The sequence below is a fragment of the Streptomyces tailanensis genome, assembly GCF_008386495.1.
In the GTDB taxonomy this organism is placed as follows: Bacteria; Actinomycetota; Actinomycetes; order Streptomycetales; family Streptomycetaceae; genus Streptomyces; species Streptomyces tailanensis.
Genome location: NZ_VTHJ01000018.1, coordinates 1 through 16,014 on the forward strand (window position 1 = coordinate 1; position 16,014 = coordinate 16,014).

Here is a 16,014-nt window from a genome sequence, read left to right on the forward strand (position 1 = left end):
GCAGCCAGCGCCCTCCTGAAGCGGGAATGACCGATCCCGTGATCTCAACTCAGAACAGGCCCTAGGAGCGTGTCCCAGTAACCGGCAACTGACCGGGTGATCGTGGTTGCCGAGGTGGCCAGGACCGGCGAGAGGTCGAGCGCCTGGTCGACCAGGTCGGCGATGAGCCGGGCCAGGTGGTCCTCGGGCAGCCAGTCGTCCAGCGACGGCGGCAGCGGCAGGACCTGATGCGGGTCGAACGCCCGGAACCGCCTGTCCACCGCCGCCGCACGCGCCTGCGGCCGTTTCGGCTCGACTGGCTCGGCCTCGAACAGACCCTCCCCATCACGCATACCGGGAGCATCCCGCACGAATGATCACGAGCCGCACGCGGGTTGCCGGTTGCGCCCTGGCCCCACTCCAGCCCCCTTGTCCCATATGTTTACGGGCTTCTGTTCACGGACTTCGAGGTCGGTCAGTGGCTTTGCCGGGGTGTCTGGGAGCGGAAGCTGTGGCCGAGTTCGGGGCCCAGTCCGTAGTAGTGGCGGAAGTTGTAGATCAGTGGGCTCCACGTGGCCGGGTCGATGTGCTGGGAGCCGGGGACGACGATACGCGGATCGGCGTGGACCTTGAGCACGTGCGCTTCGACGATGAGGAACGCTCCGGAGGCATCGGGTTGGACCCGGGAGGCGCGGGCCTCCAACTGGATGGGGCATTCGGCGGCCCTGGGCGGCCGGACCAGCTCGGAGGGTTCAGGTCGCAGGCCGGCAGCGGCGAACTTGTCCGGTTCGAAACGAAAGGTGCCGCGCTTGTCCACGGGTATCGGAGTGCGTCCGGTCAGCGGCGCCAGCCGCTCCACCGCCGGCCACTGGGCGGGCGCGGGGAGGTTGACCACGAGATCGGGTCGGCTGCGGAGGTTGTGCGTGGTCTGTCCCCCGGGTCCCAGACCGAGGACGATGACGTGGCCGAGTGCCCAGGCCGAGGACATCGGCGCCAGGTTGAAGGAGCCGTTCTCGTTCTCTGTTGAGATCAGTACGACCGGCGTTCCGAAGTACAGGATGCTCGGCTCGATGGTCACATGGGCGGCCGACGTGTTGTTGGGCGTGGTGCTGGGCGCTGCGGTATCCATGGGAGTCGACCGTAGGGTGAAGACCTTTCGGCCCCCGCCGAAGGATCGCTGGAGGATGATGGACGGCGATGAGAGACCCTGACACGCGCCTGGACGGCCCGGACCTCGCCGCTCTGGCCGGACTTCTGGCGGACGGCACCCGCGCAAGCTTCTGCCTGGCCCTCCTGGACGGTCGGGCATGGACCGCGACCGAGTTGGCGCGCCATGCCGGGGTGGCCGCCTCGACTGCGACCGAGCATCTGAACCTCCTGGTCGGCGGAGGATTGCTCGTCCAGGAGCGTCAGGGTCGTCATCGCTATGTGCGCCTCGCCGATCCCGAGACAGCCCAACTGATCGAGACCCTTGCCTCCATGGCTCCTCGACGCGTCACTCCGTCCTGCTCACTGCCTGCTGTCAACCGGAGCCGGGCGCTGGCCCGTGCCCGCACGTGCTATGACCACCTCGCGGGTGCCCTCGGGGTCGCGATCACCGAGGCGATGACCGACCGAGGGCTGCTGGACTGGGAGCAAGGACTGACGCTCACCGGCAACGGGACCGCCTGGCTGGCCGAACTCGGCATCGTGCTACCACCCGCCACACGGCGTCCGCCCGTCCGCTCGTGCCTGGACTGGACCGAACGCCGCCCTCACCTGGCCGGTACGGTCGGTGCCGCCATGTGCCGTCATGCCTTCGACTCTGGCTGGATCACTCGGATCGGCACCAGCCGCGCCGTCGCCCTCACCGAGATCGGTCGGCGCGCGCTTCGGGACCACCTCGGCCTGTCCGGCGAGACGCACACTCCTATCAGCTGAACATCGATCCACCCGATCAGACGTTGCCGCTACCCGCGCCTCACGGCACCGCACCCGTCTGCGTTACTGACACACGCTCCTGGCTCCTGTGGAAAATCACCGCGTGCGGAAGGGAAGAGGTGGGCCGGCAGAGGATGATTTCCGCGATGCGCGAAGCGTGGACGAACAACCGGTCCGTCCGCGGCGAATTGGGCGCTCAGTCTCACGGACAGCCAGGAAATGCCAGGTCATGAGGGGTGGGGCTGAGACTCGGTACCCAATTGGGGATGCCGACCGGCTCAATGCGAATGTGTCCGCAGGGCGCCGATGAAGCTGCGCCAGGCGGCACGGTTGATGACCAGGACCGGGCCGTCAGGGTTCTTGCTGTCGCGGATGGGGACGACGCCGGGGATAGCGGGGGCGATTTCGATGCAGTCGCCCGCGTTGTCGCCGCTGTAGCTGCTCTTGATCCAGATCGCCACTTCCAGGCAGTTGCCGCCGTCGTTGCCGCTGTAGCTGCTCTTGATCCAGATCGCCGCGCTCAGGTCGTACCTGTCCATGACGCTCGTACCCCTCCATCACGTCGCTGATCAGAGCGGCGGACTCGCGGGCTGACGGGATGTCCGCTCTGAGCACATCATAGGTCTGGCTGTCGCGGGCGTAGACCGCCGGATCGTTGGTGAAGTGGCCGCTGTGCTGCGACTCCGAGTAGACCCACCGCTCGCCGGGCAGGTCGATCAGCGACATGGAGACCTTGGGGCGGACGAGTCCGTAAAGGTCCGCGGGGGCCACCTGGATGCGGATGTTGGGCCGTTGGCCGACGCTGAGCAGATGCGCGCACTGGTCACGCATGACCTCCGGGCTCCCCACCGCGTTGCGCAGGCAGCTCTCGTCCAGGACCGCGACATACAGCGGACCGCCGTCGGACAGGAAACGTGGCTGGCGGCTCATCCTGGCCCGGACGCGTTCGTCCACCTCGTCACCGGCCAAGACCTGGGAGAACAGCGCGTGTGCGTAGGCCGGTGTCTGCAACAGGCCCGGGATGACCTGCTCTTGGTACTCCCGCAGCCCAACGGCCACCGCGTCCATCTCGACCCTGCGCTCGAACCAGTCCGGATGCTGGACCTCCGGATACCAGTCGATCTTCCTCCACATCCGGGTCAACACCCCACCCGTACCCAGCACTTCGTCGCACCGTTTCGCGAACTGTTCGCTCGGGACCCGCGTCCCCGCCTCGATCTTCGCCTCCTGCGACCGGTCGCACGGGATCTGCCTCGCCAGCGCCTCCTGCGTCAGCAGCGCCGCCTCGCGGTAGTGCCGTAGCACCTCCCCGAACAGCGCCGCGTTAGTGGCCCCGCCAACCCCCTCCGCATTCCGCCTCATCACAACGTCCCCCTCGTTCCGCTCCGTGCCAAACACCCAATGCCACACGTTCCGCATTGATTGCGACCGTTCCCCTCGGCAACCCTTGATACACCCAGAGTTACGAGCATGGCTGTGGAGTGCACGTGGAACCAGATGGACAGCTTGTCTATGACCCGCGGACGCGGCGGGTCGGCGAGTACCGGGCCAAGGTCGGGCCGTATGCGATGTTGCGCCCGGTGGGTGGTGGCCGGGAGTGGGAGGCGGATCCGGAGGTGCTGAGACCGGCGACGCAGGCGGAGCGGATCGGGGCGCAGGTGAAGGCGGCAAATCGGCGTGCGAAGAGGAGGGTGTGACATTGCGTCAACATGAGCCCCTGGGGAGGCCACCCGTTCAGGTACCGGGTTGTGAGGGCTGCGCCGAGTTGGCCGTACGACGGGACGAGGCCCGCGCCCGGTACGACCGCAGCGCGGAGACCGACGCGAACGTCCTGCTCCGGCAGCATCAGCGGCGCGACCACGCGACCGGGGCACCCGGACCCGCCCGGACCCGCCGCGTCTTCCGCTACGTGCCGTACGTCATCGCGCAGGACCAGTCGGCCGAGCCGGAGTACGAGGCGCGGTGCGTGTCCGGTGACGAGACGGAGTGCGGCGCGGAGTCGGGTGTACGGCACGACCCCGCGGCCGTGGAGGAGTGGCAGCGCTGGCACACCCAGGAGACTCGGCACTTCCGGTACCGCCGCAGCTTCGGCGACTACTCGGTGCTGGAGCCGCTGGAGGAAGTCCCGGGCTGAAACAGTGGTTCATCAGGGGCGGGGCGTGTCACAGGGTCGGGCTCCGGGCCCAGCGCCTCCCGTACGGCGTCCAGGATGGCCTCCGGGGCGGCGCCCAGGGCCCGGGCGGCCGAGGTGAAGTCACGGGCGAGGGTGGTGAGTTGGGTCGGGTCGAGGTTGCCGGGGCGGAACGGGGGCGTCGCGACCCGGGTGCCCGCGCCGCGGCGGGTGCGGATCAGCTCGGCGGCCTCCAGTTCGCGGTAGGCGCGGGCGACGGTGCCCGGCGCCAGGACGAGGTCGGCGGCGAGCTGGCGTACGGTCGGCAGCCGGTCGCCCTCGACCAGCCGGCCGGAGACGATCAGCGCGGCGAGCTGCGCGCGGATCTGCTCGTACGGCGGTACCTGGCTGGTGGTGTCGACGCGTACGGCGGGGTCGGTGGGGTCTGCGGGGTCACTCATCGTCGAAGGCCTCGTCCTCGGCTGCTTCGTCGTCGACCGCCCGGGGTGCCACCACGGTGACCAGGGACCAGACGACGGTGAACACGTTCAGCAGGGCCAGGGGATAGAACACCCAGAAGGTGAGGGCGCCCAGCACGCCGGCGCAGCCCGTCTCCGTCAGTGCGACGGAGACCATCAGTACGGCGTACAGCTGCTGGCTCGACACCAGCAGGCCCCAGGCCCCGGTGACCGCCCACGCGCGGTCGCGGCGTTGCTGCTCCTCGCCCGGGCCGTGGGCGATGCGGCGCAGGGCCCAGGCACAGGTGGGGGTGGCTATGGCGAGCGCGCCGAACGTCGGGAGGCTGTAGTACAGGCCGGGCCAGGGGCCGAGGGTCTCGCGCATCCCGTTGCAGGTGGTGGCGACGACCTTCCCCGTGACGAATACGCGGTCGGGGTCGACGGAGGCCGTGGCGGCCGTGATCACCAGCAGGATGACGAGAGAGACCCCCTGAAGGGCGATCAGGGGACCCATGCGCGGTGGCACATGGTCTCTGACCAGGCGTGGGGCGAGACTCGCGGTGCGTACCGCCTCCTGGGGACGCAGGGTCAGGGCGTCGGCGAGCAGGACACCGGCCACCGCGCACAGGCCGAAGGCCGTGATGGCGAACACGACGCGCTGCTCGAACTCGACGTCCCCCAGCGTGGACAGCGCCTGTGCGGCCACGATGCCGATGGCCAGACCGGACCAGCGGGCGTAGTGGTCGGCGTGGTCGAGGAGCCGGTACTGGGGTGGGGCGGTGTCGAGCATGAGGAGGTCCCCCGGATCATCTTGTATCAAGCGGTGAGTACAAGATGCCGGGGCGTGGGATCTTGTGTCAAACACTCGATACAAGGCGACACGGGGGTGAGGGATTCCGGCGTGAGGGGGTTCCGGCTAGTCGACGGTGATCGAGTCCAGCTGAGCCCGCAGGTACACATGCGAGTCCACCGGCGGGTACGCGACCCTGCCGACCGGTGCCGGTACGGACTCCACGATCGTCCCTGGGGTGCACTCGCCGAAGTAGACCAGCGACATCAGCTCCTCGGACGGCTCGTCGGCCGGGGGCGGGAGCACCCGGTGGCGGCCCGAGCGCCAGCGGTCGCCGGTCCAACGGGCCATCAGGTCACCGATATTGACGGTGAAGGCCTCGGGGTCGTAGGGGGCGTTCTCCCAGCCGCCCTCGTCCGTGTACACCTGGAGTCCGCCCTTGCCGGCCTGGCGATCGAGGATCGTGACCGTGCCGAAGTCGGTGTGCGGGCCGATACGGAACTGGCCCGGCACCGGGTCGCCGATGACGTCCGTACCCGGATACCAGTTGATGTTGAAGCCGTAGGTGGGATGGCTCATGTGGCGGGAGAAGAAGTCCGGTTCCAGGCCGAGGGCTTCGCCGAGGAGGGAGAGGAGCCGGTTCTCCAACTCGCCCATCCGCGCCAGGTACTCCTCGCACAGCGGCCGGAGCTCCGGGATCTCGGTTGGCCAAACGTTTGGTTGGTACCACTCCGCGTTCACGGCAGGGTCGTCGAACGGCTCGTGCGTCGCGAAGGTCAGCGACTCCTTGAGGTCGGGCGGAGTCTCCGTACCCTCCGAGTAGCCGTTCGCCTCGGCACCCGGGCCGAGCCAGCCGCGTCCGCCGACCTTCACCTCGTACGCCTGCTTGGCCGGCACGGGGAGCGTGAAGAAGGCGCGAGCGGCCTCGCGGATACGGGTGCGGAGGGCCGGGTCGACGCCGTGACCGGTGACCAGGAGGAACCCGGCGGTCTGGAGGGCCTCGTCGACGGTACGAGCGATGGCCCGCCTGGCCTTGGGGGCGCCGGAGAGCCAGGGGCGCAGGTCGATGGTGGGGATGCGGGGCTGACGGGGCTCACTCACCGATGTCCTCATTCCACAGTGCCGGGTTGTTGTCGATGAAGTCACGCATCAGAGCCACGCACTCCGCGTCGTCCAGCAGCACGATCTCCACGCCGTGCTCCGCGAGCCAGTCGTGGCCGCCGTGGAAGGTCCTCGCCTCGCCGATCACCACCCGCGAGATGCCGAACTGCCGTACCAGGCCGGAGCAGTACCAGCACGGCGAGAGAGTCGTCACCATCGTCGTACCGCGATACGTCCGCTGCCGCCCCGCCGCGCGAAAGGCCGCCGTCTCGGCGTGCGTGGAGGGATCGCCGTCCTGGACCCTGCGGTTGTGCCCACGTCCGAGCACGGTGCCGTCCGGCCCGTACAGCGCGGCCCCGATGGGAATGCCACCCTCGGCGAGCCCGGCCCGCGCCTCCTCGACGGCGCTGGCGAGCCAAGTTCGTGCCTGTGCGTGGGCCTGTGCTCGTGCCTGATCCATGACCTCACTCTGCCGTGGCTTCGGGCGGGCCGCGGGCAGTGGCTCGACTTCGAGGCGGGTATGAGGCGTAACGGGGCGTCGCGTACGGCGTTGTGTGTGCGGCGACGTCATGGGGGAGGGGCCACGGTGGGGGGTGCGAGACCTCGTCGCAGCGCTGTCGTCCTGGCGGTGGCGGGCGCGGCCTTCGGCGTGTTCGTGCTGGTCCTCGTCGCGCCCGACCGGCATCCGGACTCGACGTCGACCCTGTTCTCCGGTGCGGTCGGAGGGCTGTATCTCGGGGCCGGGCTGCTGGCGCGGTGGCGGCGGCCGGACAACGCGGTCGGGCTGCTGATGCTGCTCGTGGGCATCGGATGGTTCGCCGAGGACCTGCAGATCTCCACCGACCCGGCCGTGCACACCGTCGGACTGTTCCTGCGCTCCGCCTCCAGCGGCTTCCTCATCCCGTTGTTGCTGGTCTTCCCCGACGGACGGCTGCGGCGTACGCGACCACAGGAAGGCGCGGGGGCGGCGGCCGTGATGGACCGGCGTACGCGTCCGGTGGCGGCGGCCCTGGTCGACCGGACGCTCGTGGTCGCGGGGTGTGTGGTGGCCTTCCTCCTCGTACCGGTCAGCGTGTTCTTCCACGCGTCCGTGACTCCCAACCTGCTGCTCCTGCACCCCGTTCCGGATCTGCACGAGGCGGTCGAGGCCGTGCAGTTCGTGATGAGCGGGGCGGTGGTGGCCGTCCTCGGCTGGCGCTGGGCGACCGCCACGCCACCGGCCCGCCGGGTGCTCGCACCCCTCCTCGTCGTCGGGGTGGTGGGCGCCCTGGCCTCCGGGCTCGACGGGGCGCTCGGCTCGGCGAGGGAGTGGTCCCACACGCCGCTCCTCACGGTCGCCCATCTGACGGTCCTGCTGCTGCCGCCGGCCTTCCTGGCGGGAGTGTGGCGAGTACGGCTGGGCCGTACGGCCGTGGCGGAACTGCTGCGTGGGATGCCGCTCGCCTCCCGGGCGGAGCTGCGCGAGGCGTTGGCCGTGGCGCTCGGCGACCGTTCGCTCCAGGTGGGCTTCCCCGCGCCCGACGGTGACGGTTACGTCGACACCGGGGGCCGGACGCTGTCCGTACCGCCGGGGCGGCAGGCCACCGACCTGGTGCGCGACGGCCGGCGGGTGGGCGTCCTCGTCCACGACCCGGCGCTGCGCGAGGACCGGTACGTCCTGGAGGCGGTCGTCTCCGCGGCGGCGCTGGAGCTCGACAACCAGGCCCTCGTCGCCGAGCTGCGCGCGTCCCGCCGGCGGGTCATCGAGGCCGGCGACGAGCAACGGCGGGAGGTGGAGCGGGCACTGCACGACGGCGCCCAGCAGAAGTTCATCAACCTGGGCTTCCAGCTGCGGCTCGCGCGGCGACGCCTCGACGGCCACGCGGTGGGCGGTGTGGGGGGTGGTGCGGTGGGTGGAACGGCGGACGGTGCGGTGGGTGGTGCCGAGCTGGCCGGGATGCTGGACGACGCGCTCGCCACGCTGGAGCAGGGCCACGCCGAACTGCGGGTCGCGGCCCGGGGCATCCACCCCGTGGTGCTGAGCGAGGCCGGACTCGTACCCGCGCTGCGCTCGCTCGCCTCCGACCTGCCCCTGCCCGTCGACCTCCACGCCACCGGGCTCCCGCCGCTGCCCGAACCGATCGAACTCACCGCGTACTACGTGGTGAAGGAGGCGATCAGCAACGTGCTCAAGCACGCCGACGCCGAGACGGTCCGCGTCGACCTGCGCCATGACGAGGGCCTGCTCCGGATCGACGTCACCGACGACGGCGTCGGCGGAGCCGACCCGGCGGGCGGCGGCACGGGGCTCCTCGGACTGCGGCACCGGGTGAGCGCGTACGACGGCCGACTCGTCGTGCGCAGCGAACCCGGCGCCGGGTCGGTCGTGTCGGTGACGCTGCCCACGGGCACAGTGATCGGCGGAGAAGCCGAAGCAGGCGAAGCCGTCAGAGAAGGCGGAGAAGGCCGAGAAGAGGAAGGGGTGGGCCGGGGTGGCGCTGCGTATCGTGCTGGCCGATGACGACCCGGTGTACCTGCTGGGGCTGATGGCCATCCTGGAGGGCGAGGGCCACGAGATCGCCGCGCGGGCCCGGGACGCGCGGGAACTGCGGGCCGCGGTCCCGGACACCCTCCCCGACCTCGCAGTGATCGACATCCGCATGCCGCCCACCCACCGGCTGGACGGTCTCGACGCGGCGCTGGACATCCGCCGCTCCCATCCGGCCGTGGGCATCCTGCTGTTGTCCAAATACGTCGAGCCGACCCATCTGCGGCGGTTGCTGGAGGCCGGCGCCGACCCCGGTACGGGCGGCGTCGGCTACCAGCTCAAGGGGCGTGTCACCGGGGCCGACTTCGTCACCGACGTCGTCCATCGGGTCGCCGCGGGCCGGTACGCGATCGACGAGGACATCCAGCGGGCCCTCTACAGCAGCCCCCGCAAACGCGCACGCCTCGACGGCCTGACCGACCAGCACCGCAAGGTGCTCCACCTCATGGCGGAAGGCCTGTCCAACTCGGCCATCGCCGCGAAACTCTCGGTCAACACGAAGACCGTGGAGGGCTACGTCAACATCATCTTCGCCCAGCTGGGGCTGCCGTCGGACGCGGGCAAGGAGTACGACCGCCGGGTGCGCGCGGTGCTGATGTATCTGGACTCCGACGGCTGAGCCGGTCCGCGCTGGTGTGTGCGCCCGTGTGGGCACGGGGATTTCCGGGCGTGCGGGACCCGTGTCGGCACCGTGGGCACGCCCCCGGCGCGCGCCCAGACTGGCGTGACCGCGCTCGTCGGCCGACGAGCGCGGTCAGGTCCGGAAGGAGCCCAAGGACGATCATGAAACGGGTACGGGGGATACGGGGACCGCGGGGAAATCGGGGACCGCGGGGGATTCGGGGGACAGGGCTCGCGCTCGTGGTCGTCCTGGCCGTCGTCAGCGTGATGACGACGGGGTGCGCCATGTTCGGCAAGGTCGCGGTACGGGCCGTTGCCCGCGGCGTGCCGTCCGCGGCGCCCTTCTTCAAGCAGGCGCTCGCACTCGGCGCGGACGTCGCCGTCGGCAGCGCGCTCTCCCGCAGGGGAGGGGAGAAGCGGGGCGGCGACGCCGGGCTGTACGGGGGGACGCGGAACCCCCTGCAATGCGACAGGGACAAGCTCGTCGAGTTCCTGCGGAAGCCGGAGAACCGCAAGAAGGCCGAGCAGTGGGCCGAGATCAAGGGCCTCGGCGGCGTCGACGAGATCGCCGGCTACGTGGAGAAGTTGACGCCCGTGCTGCTGCGCGGCGACACCCTGGTCAAGAACCACGACTACAAGAAGGGCAAGGCGATCCCGTTCGACGCCCTGCTCGAAGCCGGCATCGCAGTCCTGGTCGACCAGTTCGGGGAACCGGCCGTGCAGTGCAGCTGCGGCAACCCGCTGAGCGCCTTCGGCCACGACATCGCCGACGCCGACGTCGAGTTCGACGGCGACAACAAGAAGTGGGAGTCGTACGACGCGAAGAAGGTGGCCAAGGTCAAGCCGGCGCCGAAGACCGCCGAGGTCGAGAAGTACGAGCTCGTCAACGTCGAGAAACCGTCCACCGGGCTGGCCCGGGAGGCGGGTTCGGACGGCAGTGAGGACGAGGTGCTGCCGGAGGCGCCGGTCGAGGAGCCGGGTGAGGAGACGGTCGCGGACCCCTCCGATCTGACCTCCGCTCCGTCGACGGGAGAACCGACGCCGGACGACGTCACCGCCGCCGAGGTCCCGGAGGTCACGGGCCAACTCGCCGAGGACGCACGGCAGTTCCTGGAGGACCAGGGCTTCCAGGTCGTGATCCTCGCCGAGTCCACCGGCACGGCCCCACCCGGCACGATCATCCGCCAGACCCCGGAGCCCCACGCACCGCCTCCGGCCGACGGCATGATCACGCTGATCATGGAGGAGGTCCCGACCGAGCCGACCGAGCCGCCCACCGGCCCGATCGACCCGCCCACCGCCCCGCCTGTGACCGGGGGTTCCACGGGAGAGACCGACGGCACCGGCGAGGAGGGGGGCACGGGGCAGGACGGCGGCACCGACACCGGTACGTTCGGCTTCGGCGGTACGTGACCGGGGGGGCGGACGTGACGAGCGGTGCTGTGCCCGGACCGGCAAGGGGGCGGCCCGGGCACGGCACCGCACGGGCCGGTGGATGTCAGGGCGGCAGCAGCGTGCCCAGTGGGCCGAGGTCGAGGTTGAGGTCCTCCAGGGTCAGGCCGTAGCGGTCGCACAGTTCGGTCATCCGGTCGTGGAGGACCATCAGGGTCATGCCGAGCCGTTCTTCCTGCTCCTCGGTCAGATCACCCTGGTCCACCCGGTGCAGGGCCTGCCGCTCCATCAGCTGGCGCAACAACTCCACGATGGTGAGGACCAACCGGACGAGATCCCGCTCGACCGTGTCGGGATCGGTGCGCAGACGACGCGCGACGGCCTCGCCGCGGCCGGTGGGCGGCGGGGTGACGTCCTCCGGCCGCGCGGGCAGCAACGAGAACGCCCGGCTCGCGGCCTCGGCCACCTCGCGGAGCCGGTCGACGTGCGGGCCGTCAGACGGGGGCGTCGCCATGGCCGCCCTCACCTGAGTGCGCCCGCTCGGCCAGGACAGGGGCCCACTGCTCCTCCATCTGCTCGCGGACGGAGACGATCACCGCGCGCAGTGAGATCCGCACCAGATCGATGTCCGCGATGCTCAGCACGAGATCCCCGGTGAGCACGACCCCACCGCTCAGCAGCCGGTCGAGCAGATCGATCAGCGCCACCTGCCGCCCGCTGATCGGGCGGTCGTAGTCGTCGTAAGGGCTCATCGGCTCCCGCCCTCGTACATCCTCGTACGTCCTCGTACGTCGTCGTGCGGGCTCATCGGCTCCCGTCCTCGGCGTCCGCGACCTTGCGCCGCTTGCGTCGCGGCTCCGCCGGCCGGGACTCCGTACGGCGCTCCTCGCGCGGCGCCGCACGGGGCTTGCGGTCGGGGTCACGGGAGCGGCGGGGCTCGGCCGATTCCGGTGCGGACAGCTCCGCCGGGGAGTCCGCGACGCGGCTGCGGAGTTCCCTCACCTCGGCTCGGAGGCGCTCGTTCTGCTCTTCGAGGGAGCGGCGGCCGTCGGCGCGGGACGCGCGGGACGAGAGGGCGGGATCGTGCTCCCACCAGTCGATGCCGATCTCCTTGGCCTTGTCGACGGAAGCCACCAGGAGGCGCAGTTTGATCGTGAGGAGTTCGATGTCGAGCAGGTTGACCTTGATGTCGCCGACGATGACGATGCCCTTGTCGAGCACCCGTTCAAGGATGTCGGCGAGGTTCGCGCTCGACCCCTGACCGCCGTACGGAGTGAAGGCCCGCGACGGCGTCGGAACGGGGGCGTCGGGCCGGCTCACGGCGAACTCGACCTCGTCTCCCCGCGCCCCTCGCGTTCCTCGCCTTCCTCGTCCTCCTCCCAGTCGCCCTCCTCGGCGTCGTATGCCTCCTCGTCCTGCTCGTCTTCCTCTCCCCCGTCTCCCTCGTCCTCCTCGTCGTACTGGTCCTTCTCGTCCTCGTCCTCGTACGCGTCCTCGGGCTCCTCCTCGTCGGCCTCGGGCTCCTCCTCGGACGCCTCCGGCTCGCTGACCTCTCCCTCGTGGATCTCCCCGCGCCAGCCGCCCGTGGCCTCTCCGCGCATCATGACGAACGTGCGGTAGAGCTTCAGGTCGAGGCGGGCGCGGCGGCCCTGGGCGCGCACCAGGCTCCCCGCCTTCTCGACCACTCCCTTGGGGAAGTACTCAAGGACGAGCAGCACCTTGGTGAGGTTCTCGCCGAGCGGGTGGAAGGTGACGACGCCCTTGGTGGTGGCCTTGTCGCCCTCGGACGTCCAGGCGATGCGCTCGTCGGGCACCTGTTCGGTGATGTTCCCGCGCCAGTGCCGGCTCGCTTTGCCGATCTTGACGTGCCACTGGGTGGTGGTGTCGTCCTCCTGCTCGACGCTCTCCACGCCCTTGGCGAACCGCTCGAAGTCCTGGAACTGCGTCCACTGGTCATACGCCACGCGCACCGGGACACCCACGTCGATGTCCTCGATGATGGTGTGCTCCCGGCCGGTGCCGCCCTCGGGTTCCTTGCCGTGCCTCTTGCCGGCGACGTCCATGGCCTTGCCCGTGACGCCCTTCGCCTTGTCCACCAGCGCGTCCTTGGCGTGGGACGCGGTCGACGTCAGTCCCGCCGCGCGGGCCTCGCTCAGCTTGCGCGCTCCCTCGCCCAGGCCGTGGCCCACACCCTGCAGCATCAGCGCCACCCGGGCCTCGATGTACTCCTCCAGCTCCTCCCTCAGCCGGACCGTGGCGGGGTTCGCCGTCTTGCCCTCAGCCATCGTCCTGCTCCTGCCTCCTCGACCGTGTGGAGCTGCCGCTCTTCGAGCGGCTCGCGGCGGCGGTCTTCTTCCTCGGGCGGGATTCACTCTTCCGCTCGGACCCGCTCCGGTCCTTCTCGCCCTCGTCCTCGACCTTGCCTTCGCCCTTGTCCTCGGCCTTGCCCTCCCCCTCCCCTTGCGCCCGCTCCCGCAGTTCCGCGGTGCGGCCGTGCAGGGTCCCGGCCAGGCTGTCGGCCTTGGCCGTCAGTACGGAGGTCGCCGCCGCCTTGCTCGCGTCCGTCAGCTCGGTGCGCACCTGGTGGGTGACGTCGCTGAGGAACTGTGAGTCGAGCGCCTTGCCGAGCTGTCCGGGCCTGACCTTGGATCCGGCCAGCATCGCGCCCACGCCGAGGGCGAGCTTGGCCTTCTTCGTCCGCCCCAGCAGATAACCGCCCAGGACGGCCGCGCCGATCGTGGCGTTGTTCATGATCCTGTCTTCTTTCCGTGCCCACGTTGCGTGCCCACGCGCGTCACGAACCGGGCGGTGTGTCCTGCTGGAGCCGGTAAGCGCTGATCTCCTCCAGCCGGTGCAGCAACTCCTCCTCGCGCCGCGCGAACTGCTCCTCGTCGATGCGTCCCTCGGTCCGCGCCCGCTCCAGGTTCACCAGCTCCTCCTGAACGGGGGCGGGGTCGTAGTACTCCTCCTCGGCCGCCTGCCGCACCTTGTCGACCACCCACCCGACGCCCCGCACGGGGGCGAACGGAAACGTCAGAATGTTCCCGACCAGTCCCACACCGCCTCCTCACTGAAGCTGTCTTCCGGCCGTCGTACGAACCGGGCCGTGATACGAACCGGGCCGTGATACGAACCGGGCCGTGATACGAACCGGGCCGTGATACGAACCGGACCGTCATACGAAGCTGTACGGCGGCAGCGGGCCGCGCAGCCGGAGCTCGGCGTCCTCTCCCAGGCGCGCGTCCAGTTCCCCGCCGGCGCGGGTGAACTCCTCGAACCGTTCGTCCTCCACCAGGAAGGAGACGCTCACGAAGTACTGCTGGGACGGCGGGGACACCTTCTCGGCCAGCGCGAACGGCCGCAGCGCGGTGAGGACCTCCTCGGCCAGCGCGGACTGCCGGGTCTGCACCTCGCCGGCCACGAGCTCGCCGAGGGCGAGGCGGTCCTCGTACGAGCCGCCGCCCTCGCGGATCGACTCGTTCAGCTCCCGGGCCTGCTCGGAGTCCGCCAGGATGGCACGCAACAGGGTGTCCTCGTCCTGTACGCCCTTGACGTTGAACTCCGCGCACCCCGTGAGCTCGTCGAGGCGCTGGGAGAACGCCTCGGCCCGCTCCTCCAGCAGGGCGCGCACGGCGTCCTCGTCCGGGGCGACGAACCCGAAGCTCAACGGCAGGATGGCGCCGTCGGCCCACAGCTGTTCCTGGACCTCGTGGTGCGCCTCCAGATCACGGCGGGCGACCGAGAGGTCCTCGGGGGTCTCGCTGACTACGGCGCTCAGGCCGCCGTCGCTGACCGTGTGCAGTTCGGCGGGCTCCTCCCCGACCCCCGTGACGTCGTCGAGGTCCAGCGGATGCTCCGCCTTGGTGATCGCGTAGACGTACACCGACATCGGCTCGCTCACCCCTCACTCCTCGCGGTCCTCGCGGTCCTTCGAGGAACGGTCCTTCGAGGAACGGCGGCTCGTGCCGCGCTCGGCGCGCACATGCTGCTTCTCGCGCCCGGACTCGCGGTCCTCGTCCTCCCCGCGTCCCTTCTGGAGCGACTCGGTGACGGCCTGGACCGCGCCCGTGAGCGCTCCCTTGCTCTTGCCCCGGGAGCCCGCCTCGGTGGCGTCCCCGACGATGTCCGTCAGCTGGGAGGGGGCCTTGCGTCCCGATTCCAGGTCCAGCCGGTTGCACGCCTCCGCGAAGCGCAGATACGTGTCGACACTGGCCACGACCACACGGGCGTCGACCTTCAGTATCTCGATGCCGACCAGGGAAACCCGTGCGAACGCGTCGATGACCAGGCCCCGGTCGAGGACGAGTTCCAGTACGTCGTACAGATTCCCCGAGCCACCACCGGGACGGGCGGCGACGGCGCCGCCCTCGCCCTGCGGCACCACAGTCACGATCTCTTCCCTTCTCAGCGGCTGGTGCTGTTGCCCCTGTCGATCTGCGCGCGCGTGTACCGGCGTCCACGCTCATACGCCAGCAGCTTGCCCGCGGGGTCCAGAACGACCTGGTAGCTGGCCATCACGCTGCTTGTCTGCGGGATGCGCTCCAGTTCCTCGACCTCGACCTCGGCCTCCCAGCCCTCTTCGGTCGGTTTCAGCGCGGAAACAGACTCGGGAGCGCGTCCCAGCAGCTCGGCGAGCTGCTCGACCGCGCTCCGCATGGCCTCGGGCGCGGAGACCCGGTCCCCGGCGGCCGCCTTCTGCCGCGACGAGGAACGGCGCTTCTCCGACTCACGGCCGTTCGTGGTCATCACCTTCCAGCTCTCTGTCCATCTTCGACCTCCCCGACCGCACCTGCCACTTCTGGCCGCGCCCGCGCTGCTCAGCCGCCGCCGCGCTGCTCAGCAGACGGCATTCCGGCACGAACAGCCAGAACTCGCAGCCCACGCTGAGGCGCACATCGGCGCCCCGCCGCCGCAGCTCCTCCGCGAACCGGCCGTCTCCGCCAGGTGAACGTTCGATGCTCCACCCGGTGGCGGGGGTCTCGCCCTCGCCGACCTCGTACACGACACTCCGGTACGACAGCCCGTCCCTCTTGGGAGCCCCCTTGGGCGTCCCGCCGGCCGTCCCGCTCCCCCCGCTCGCCATGCCCTGGGCCCAGTGTGGGGAGGGGGAGGGCGG

The 16,014-nt window shown here is 70.3% G+C and carries 23 protein-coding genes; 5 read left to right on the forward strand and 18 right to left on the reverse strand.

Features of this window, described 5'->3' with window-relative positions; all coding sequences use genetic code 11:
- Window positions 1–44 precede the first annotated feature (44 nt).
- Window positions 45–332 (reverse strand): hypothetical protein, encoded by a 288-nt coding sequence (locus F3T56_RS16800; RefSeq protein ID WP_425473583.1) that lies wholly within the window; start codon window positions 330–332, stop codon window positions 45–47.
- A gap of 122 nt (window positions 333–454) precedes the next feature.
- On the reverse strand, window positions 455–1,108 hold the full coding sequence (locus F3T56_RS16805; RefSeq protein ID WP_149825984.1) for a flavin reductase family protein: 654 nt from the start codon (window positions 1,106–1,108) through the stop codon (window positions 455–457).
- 68 nt (window positions 1,109–1,176) lie between these two features.
- Here F3T56_RS16805 and F3T56_RS16810 point away from each other — a divergent pair, with 68 nt between their 5' ends.
- Complete coding sequence (locus F3T56_RS16810; RefSeq protein WP_149825985.1) at window positions 1,177–1,899, forward strand: helix-turn-helix domain-containing protein; 723 nt, start codon at window positions 1,177–1,179, stop codon at window positions 1,897–1,899.
- Between the two features lie 278 nt (window positions 1,900–2,177).
- On the opposite strand, the gene F3T56_RS50070 is transcribed toward F3T56_RS16810, so the two are convergent.
- Together F3T56_RS50070 and F3T56_RS16820 are read right to left on the reverse strand one after the other, a co-directional pair.
- Window positions 2,178–2,309, reverse strand: a complete 132-nt coding sequence (locus F3T56_RS50070) for a DUF397 domain-containing protein (protein WP_425473581.1) — start codon at window positions 2,307–2,309, stop codon at window positions 2,178–2,180.
- Window positions 2,251–3,264 (reverse strand): helix-turn-helix domain-containing protein, encoded by a 1,014-nt coding sequence (locus F3T56_RS16820; protein WP_149826096.1) that lies wholly within the window; start codon window positions 3,262–3,264, stop codon window positions 2,251–2,253. The genes F3T56_RS50070 and F3T56_RS16820 overlap by 59 nt, the downstream gene beginning before the upstream one ends.
- Window positions 3,265–3,664: 400 nt before the next feature.
- Here F3T56_RS16820 and F3T56_RS16830 point away from each other — a divergent pair, with 400 nt between their 5' ends.
- Window positions 3,665–4,033 (forward strand): DUF7848 domain-containing protein, encoded by a 369-nt coding sequence (locus F3T56_RS16830; protein WP_246203651.1) that lies wholly within the window; start codon window positions 3,665–3,667, stop codon window positions 4,031–4,033.
- Here the strand turns inward: F3T56_RS16830 and F3T56_RS16835 are convergent.
- The 4 genes from F3T56_RS16835 to F3T56_RS16850 all read right to left on the reverse strand — a co-directional run bounded on the left by F3T56_RS16835 (window position 3,994) and on the right by F3T56_RS16850 (window position 6,818).
- Window positions 3,994–4,470: a GntR family transcriptional regulator gene (locus F3T56_RS16835; protein ID WP_149825989.1), complete on the reverse strand. Its 477-nt coding sequence runs from the start codon at window positions 4,468–4,470 to the stop codon at window positions 3,994–3,996. The two genes, F3T56_RS16830 and F3T56_RS16835, sit on opposite strands and share 40 nt — an antisense overlap.
- The gene (locus tag F3T56_RS16840) at window positions 4,463–5,257 is read right to left on the reverse strand and encodes a hypothetical protein (RefSeq protein ID WP_172638988.1); all 795 of its coding nucleotides are present in this window, start codon (window positions 5,255–5,257) and stop codon (window positions 4,463–4,465) included. The genes F3T56_RS16835 and F3T56_RS16840 overlap by 8 nt, the downstream gene beginning before the upstream one ends.
- Window positions 5,258–5,383: 126 nt before the next feature.
- Window positions 5,384–6,358: an isopenicillin N synthase family dioxygenase gene (locus tag F3T56_RS16845; protein ID WP_149825991.1), complete on the reverse strand. Its 975-nt coding sequence runs from the start codon at window positions 6,356–6,358 to the stop codon at window positions 5,384–5,386.
- Window positions 6,351–6,818, reverse strand: a complete 468-nt coding sequence (locus F3T56_RS16850; protein ID WP_149825992.1) for a nucleoside deaminase — start codon at window positions 6,816–6,818, stop codon at window positions 6,351–6,353. The genes F3T56_RS16845 and F3T56_RS16850 overlap by 8 nt, the downstream gene beginning before the upstream one ends.
- Window positions 6,819–6,944: 126 nt before the next feature.
- Here F3T56_RS16850 and F3T56_RS16855 point away from each other — a divergent pair, with 126 nt between their 5' ends.
- From F3T56_RS16855 to F3T56_RS16865, 3 genes are all read left to right on the forward strand, one after another.
- On the forward strand, window positions 6,945–8,858 hold the full coding sequence (locus F3T56_RS16855) for an ATP-binding protein (RefSeq protein ID WP_149825993.1): 1,914 nt from the start codon (window positions 6,945–6,947) through the stop codon (window positions 8,856–8,858).
- The gene (locus F3T56_RS16860; RefSeq protein ID WP_246203652.1) at window positions 8,830–9,504 is read left to right on the forward strand and encodes a response regulator transcription factor; all 675 of its coding nucleotides are present in this window, start codon (window positions 8,830–8,832) and stop codon (window positions 9,502–9,504) included. The genes F3T56_RS16855 and F3T56_RS16860 overlap by 29 nt, the downstream gene beginning before the upstream one ends.
- A gap of 242 nt (window positions 9,505–9,746) precedes the next feature.
- Window positions 9,747–10,919, forward strand: coding sequence for a PASTA domain-containing protein (locus tag F3T56_RS16865; protein ID WP_246203653.1), 1,173 nt, complete (start codon window positions 9,747–9,749; stop codon window positions 10,917–10,919).
- An 85-nt stretch (window positions 10,920–11,004) separates the two neighbouring features.
- On the opposite strand, the gene F3T56_RS16870 is transcribed toward F3T56_RS16865, so the two are convergent.
- From F3T56_RS16870 to F3T56_RS16915, 10 genes are all read right to left on the reverse strand, one after another.
- The gene (locus F3T56_RS16870) at window positions 11,005–11,412 is read right to left on the reverse strand and encodes a gas vesicle protein K (RefSeq protein WP_149825995.1); all 408 of its coding nucleotides are present in this window, start codon (window positions 11,410–11,412) and stop codon (window positions 11,005–11,007) included.
- Window positions 11,393–11,650 (reverse strand): gas vesicle protein, encoded by a 258-nt coding sequence (locus F3T56_RS16875; protein ID WP_149825996.1) that lies wholly within the window; start codon window positions 11,648–11,650, stop codon window positions 11,393–11,395. Before F3T56_RS16875 ends, F3T56_RS16870 begins: the two co-directional genes overlap by 20 nt.
- Window positions 11,651–11,702: 52 nt before the next feature.
- Window positions 11,703–12,218, reverse strand: coding sequence for a gas vesicle protein (locus F3T56_RS16880; protein WP_149825997.1), 516 nt, complete (start codon window positions 12,216–12,218; stop codon window positions 11,703–11,705).
- Complete coding sequence (locus tag F3T56_RS16885) at window positions 12,215–13,183, reverse strand: SRPBCC family protein (RefSeq protein ID WP_149825998.1); 969 nt, start codon at window positions 13,181–13,183, stop codon at window positions 12,215–12,217. The genes F3T56_RS16880 and F3T56_RS16885 overlap by 4 nt, the downstream gene beginning before the upstream one ends.
- A complete protein-coding gene (locus tag F3T56_RS16890; protein ID WP_246203654.1) occupies window positions 13,176–13,649 on the reverse strand; it encodes a hypothetical protein in 474 nt (157 codons plus the stop codon). The genes F3T56_RS16885 and F3T56_RS16890 overlap by 8 nt, the downstream gene beginning before the upstream one ends.
- 43 nt (window positions 13,650–13,692) lie before the next feature.
- Entirely contained in the window at window positions 13,693–13,956 is a 264-nt protein-coding gene (locus tag F3T56_RS16895; protein WP_149825999.1) for a gas vesicle protein GvpG, read from the reverse strand.
- Window positions 13,957–14,073: 117 nt separating this feature from the next.
- On the reverse strand, window positions 14,074–14,799 hold the full coding sequence (locus tag F3T56_RS16900) for a GvpL/GvpF family gas vesicle protein (protein WP_149826000.1): 726 nt from the start codon (window positions 14,797–14,799) through the stop codon (window positions 14,074–14,076).
- A gap of 3 nt (window positions 14,800–14,802) precedes the next feature.
- Window positions 14,803–15,282 carry a gas vesicle structural protein GvpA gene (locus tag F3T56_RS16905; RefSeq protein ID WP_149826098.1) on the reverse strand — a complete coding sequence of 160 codons (480 nt, stop codon included), beginning with the start codon at window positions 15,280–15,282 and terminating at the stop codon, window positions 14,803–14,805.
- A gap of 20 nt (window positions 15,283–15,302) precedes the next feature.
- A complete protein-coding gene (gene gvpO, locus F3T56_RS16910; RefSeq protein WP_149826001.1) occupies window positions 15,303–15,644 on the reverse strand; it encodes a gas vesicle protein GvpO in 342 nt (113 codons plus the stop codon).
- Window positions 15,625–15,900, reverse strand: coding sequence for a hypothetical protein (locus tag F3T56_RS16915; RefSeq protein WP_216372968.1), 276 nt, complete (start codon window positions 15,898–15,900; stop codon window positions 15,625–15,627). The genes gvpO and F3T56_RS16915 overlap by 20 nt, the downstream gene beginning before the upstream one ends.
- Window positions 15,901–16,014: the final 114 nt, after the last annotated feature.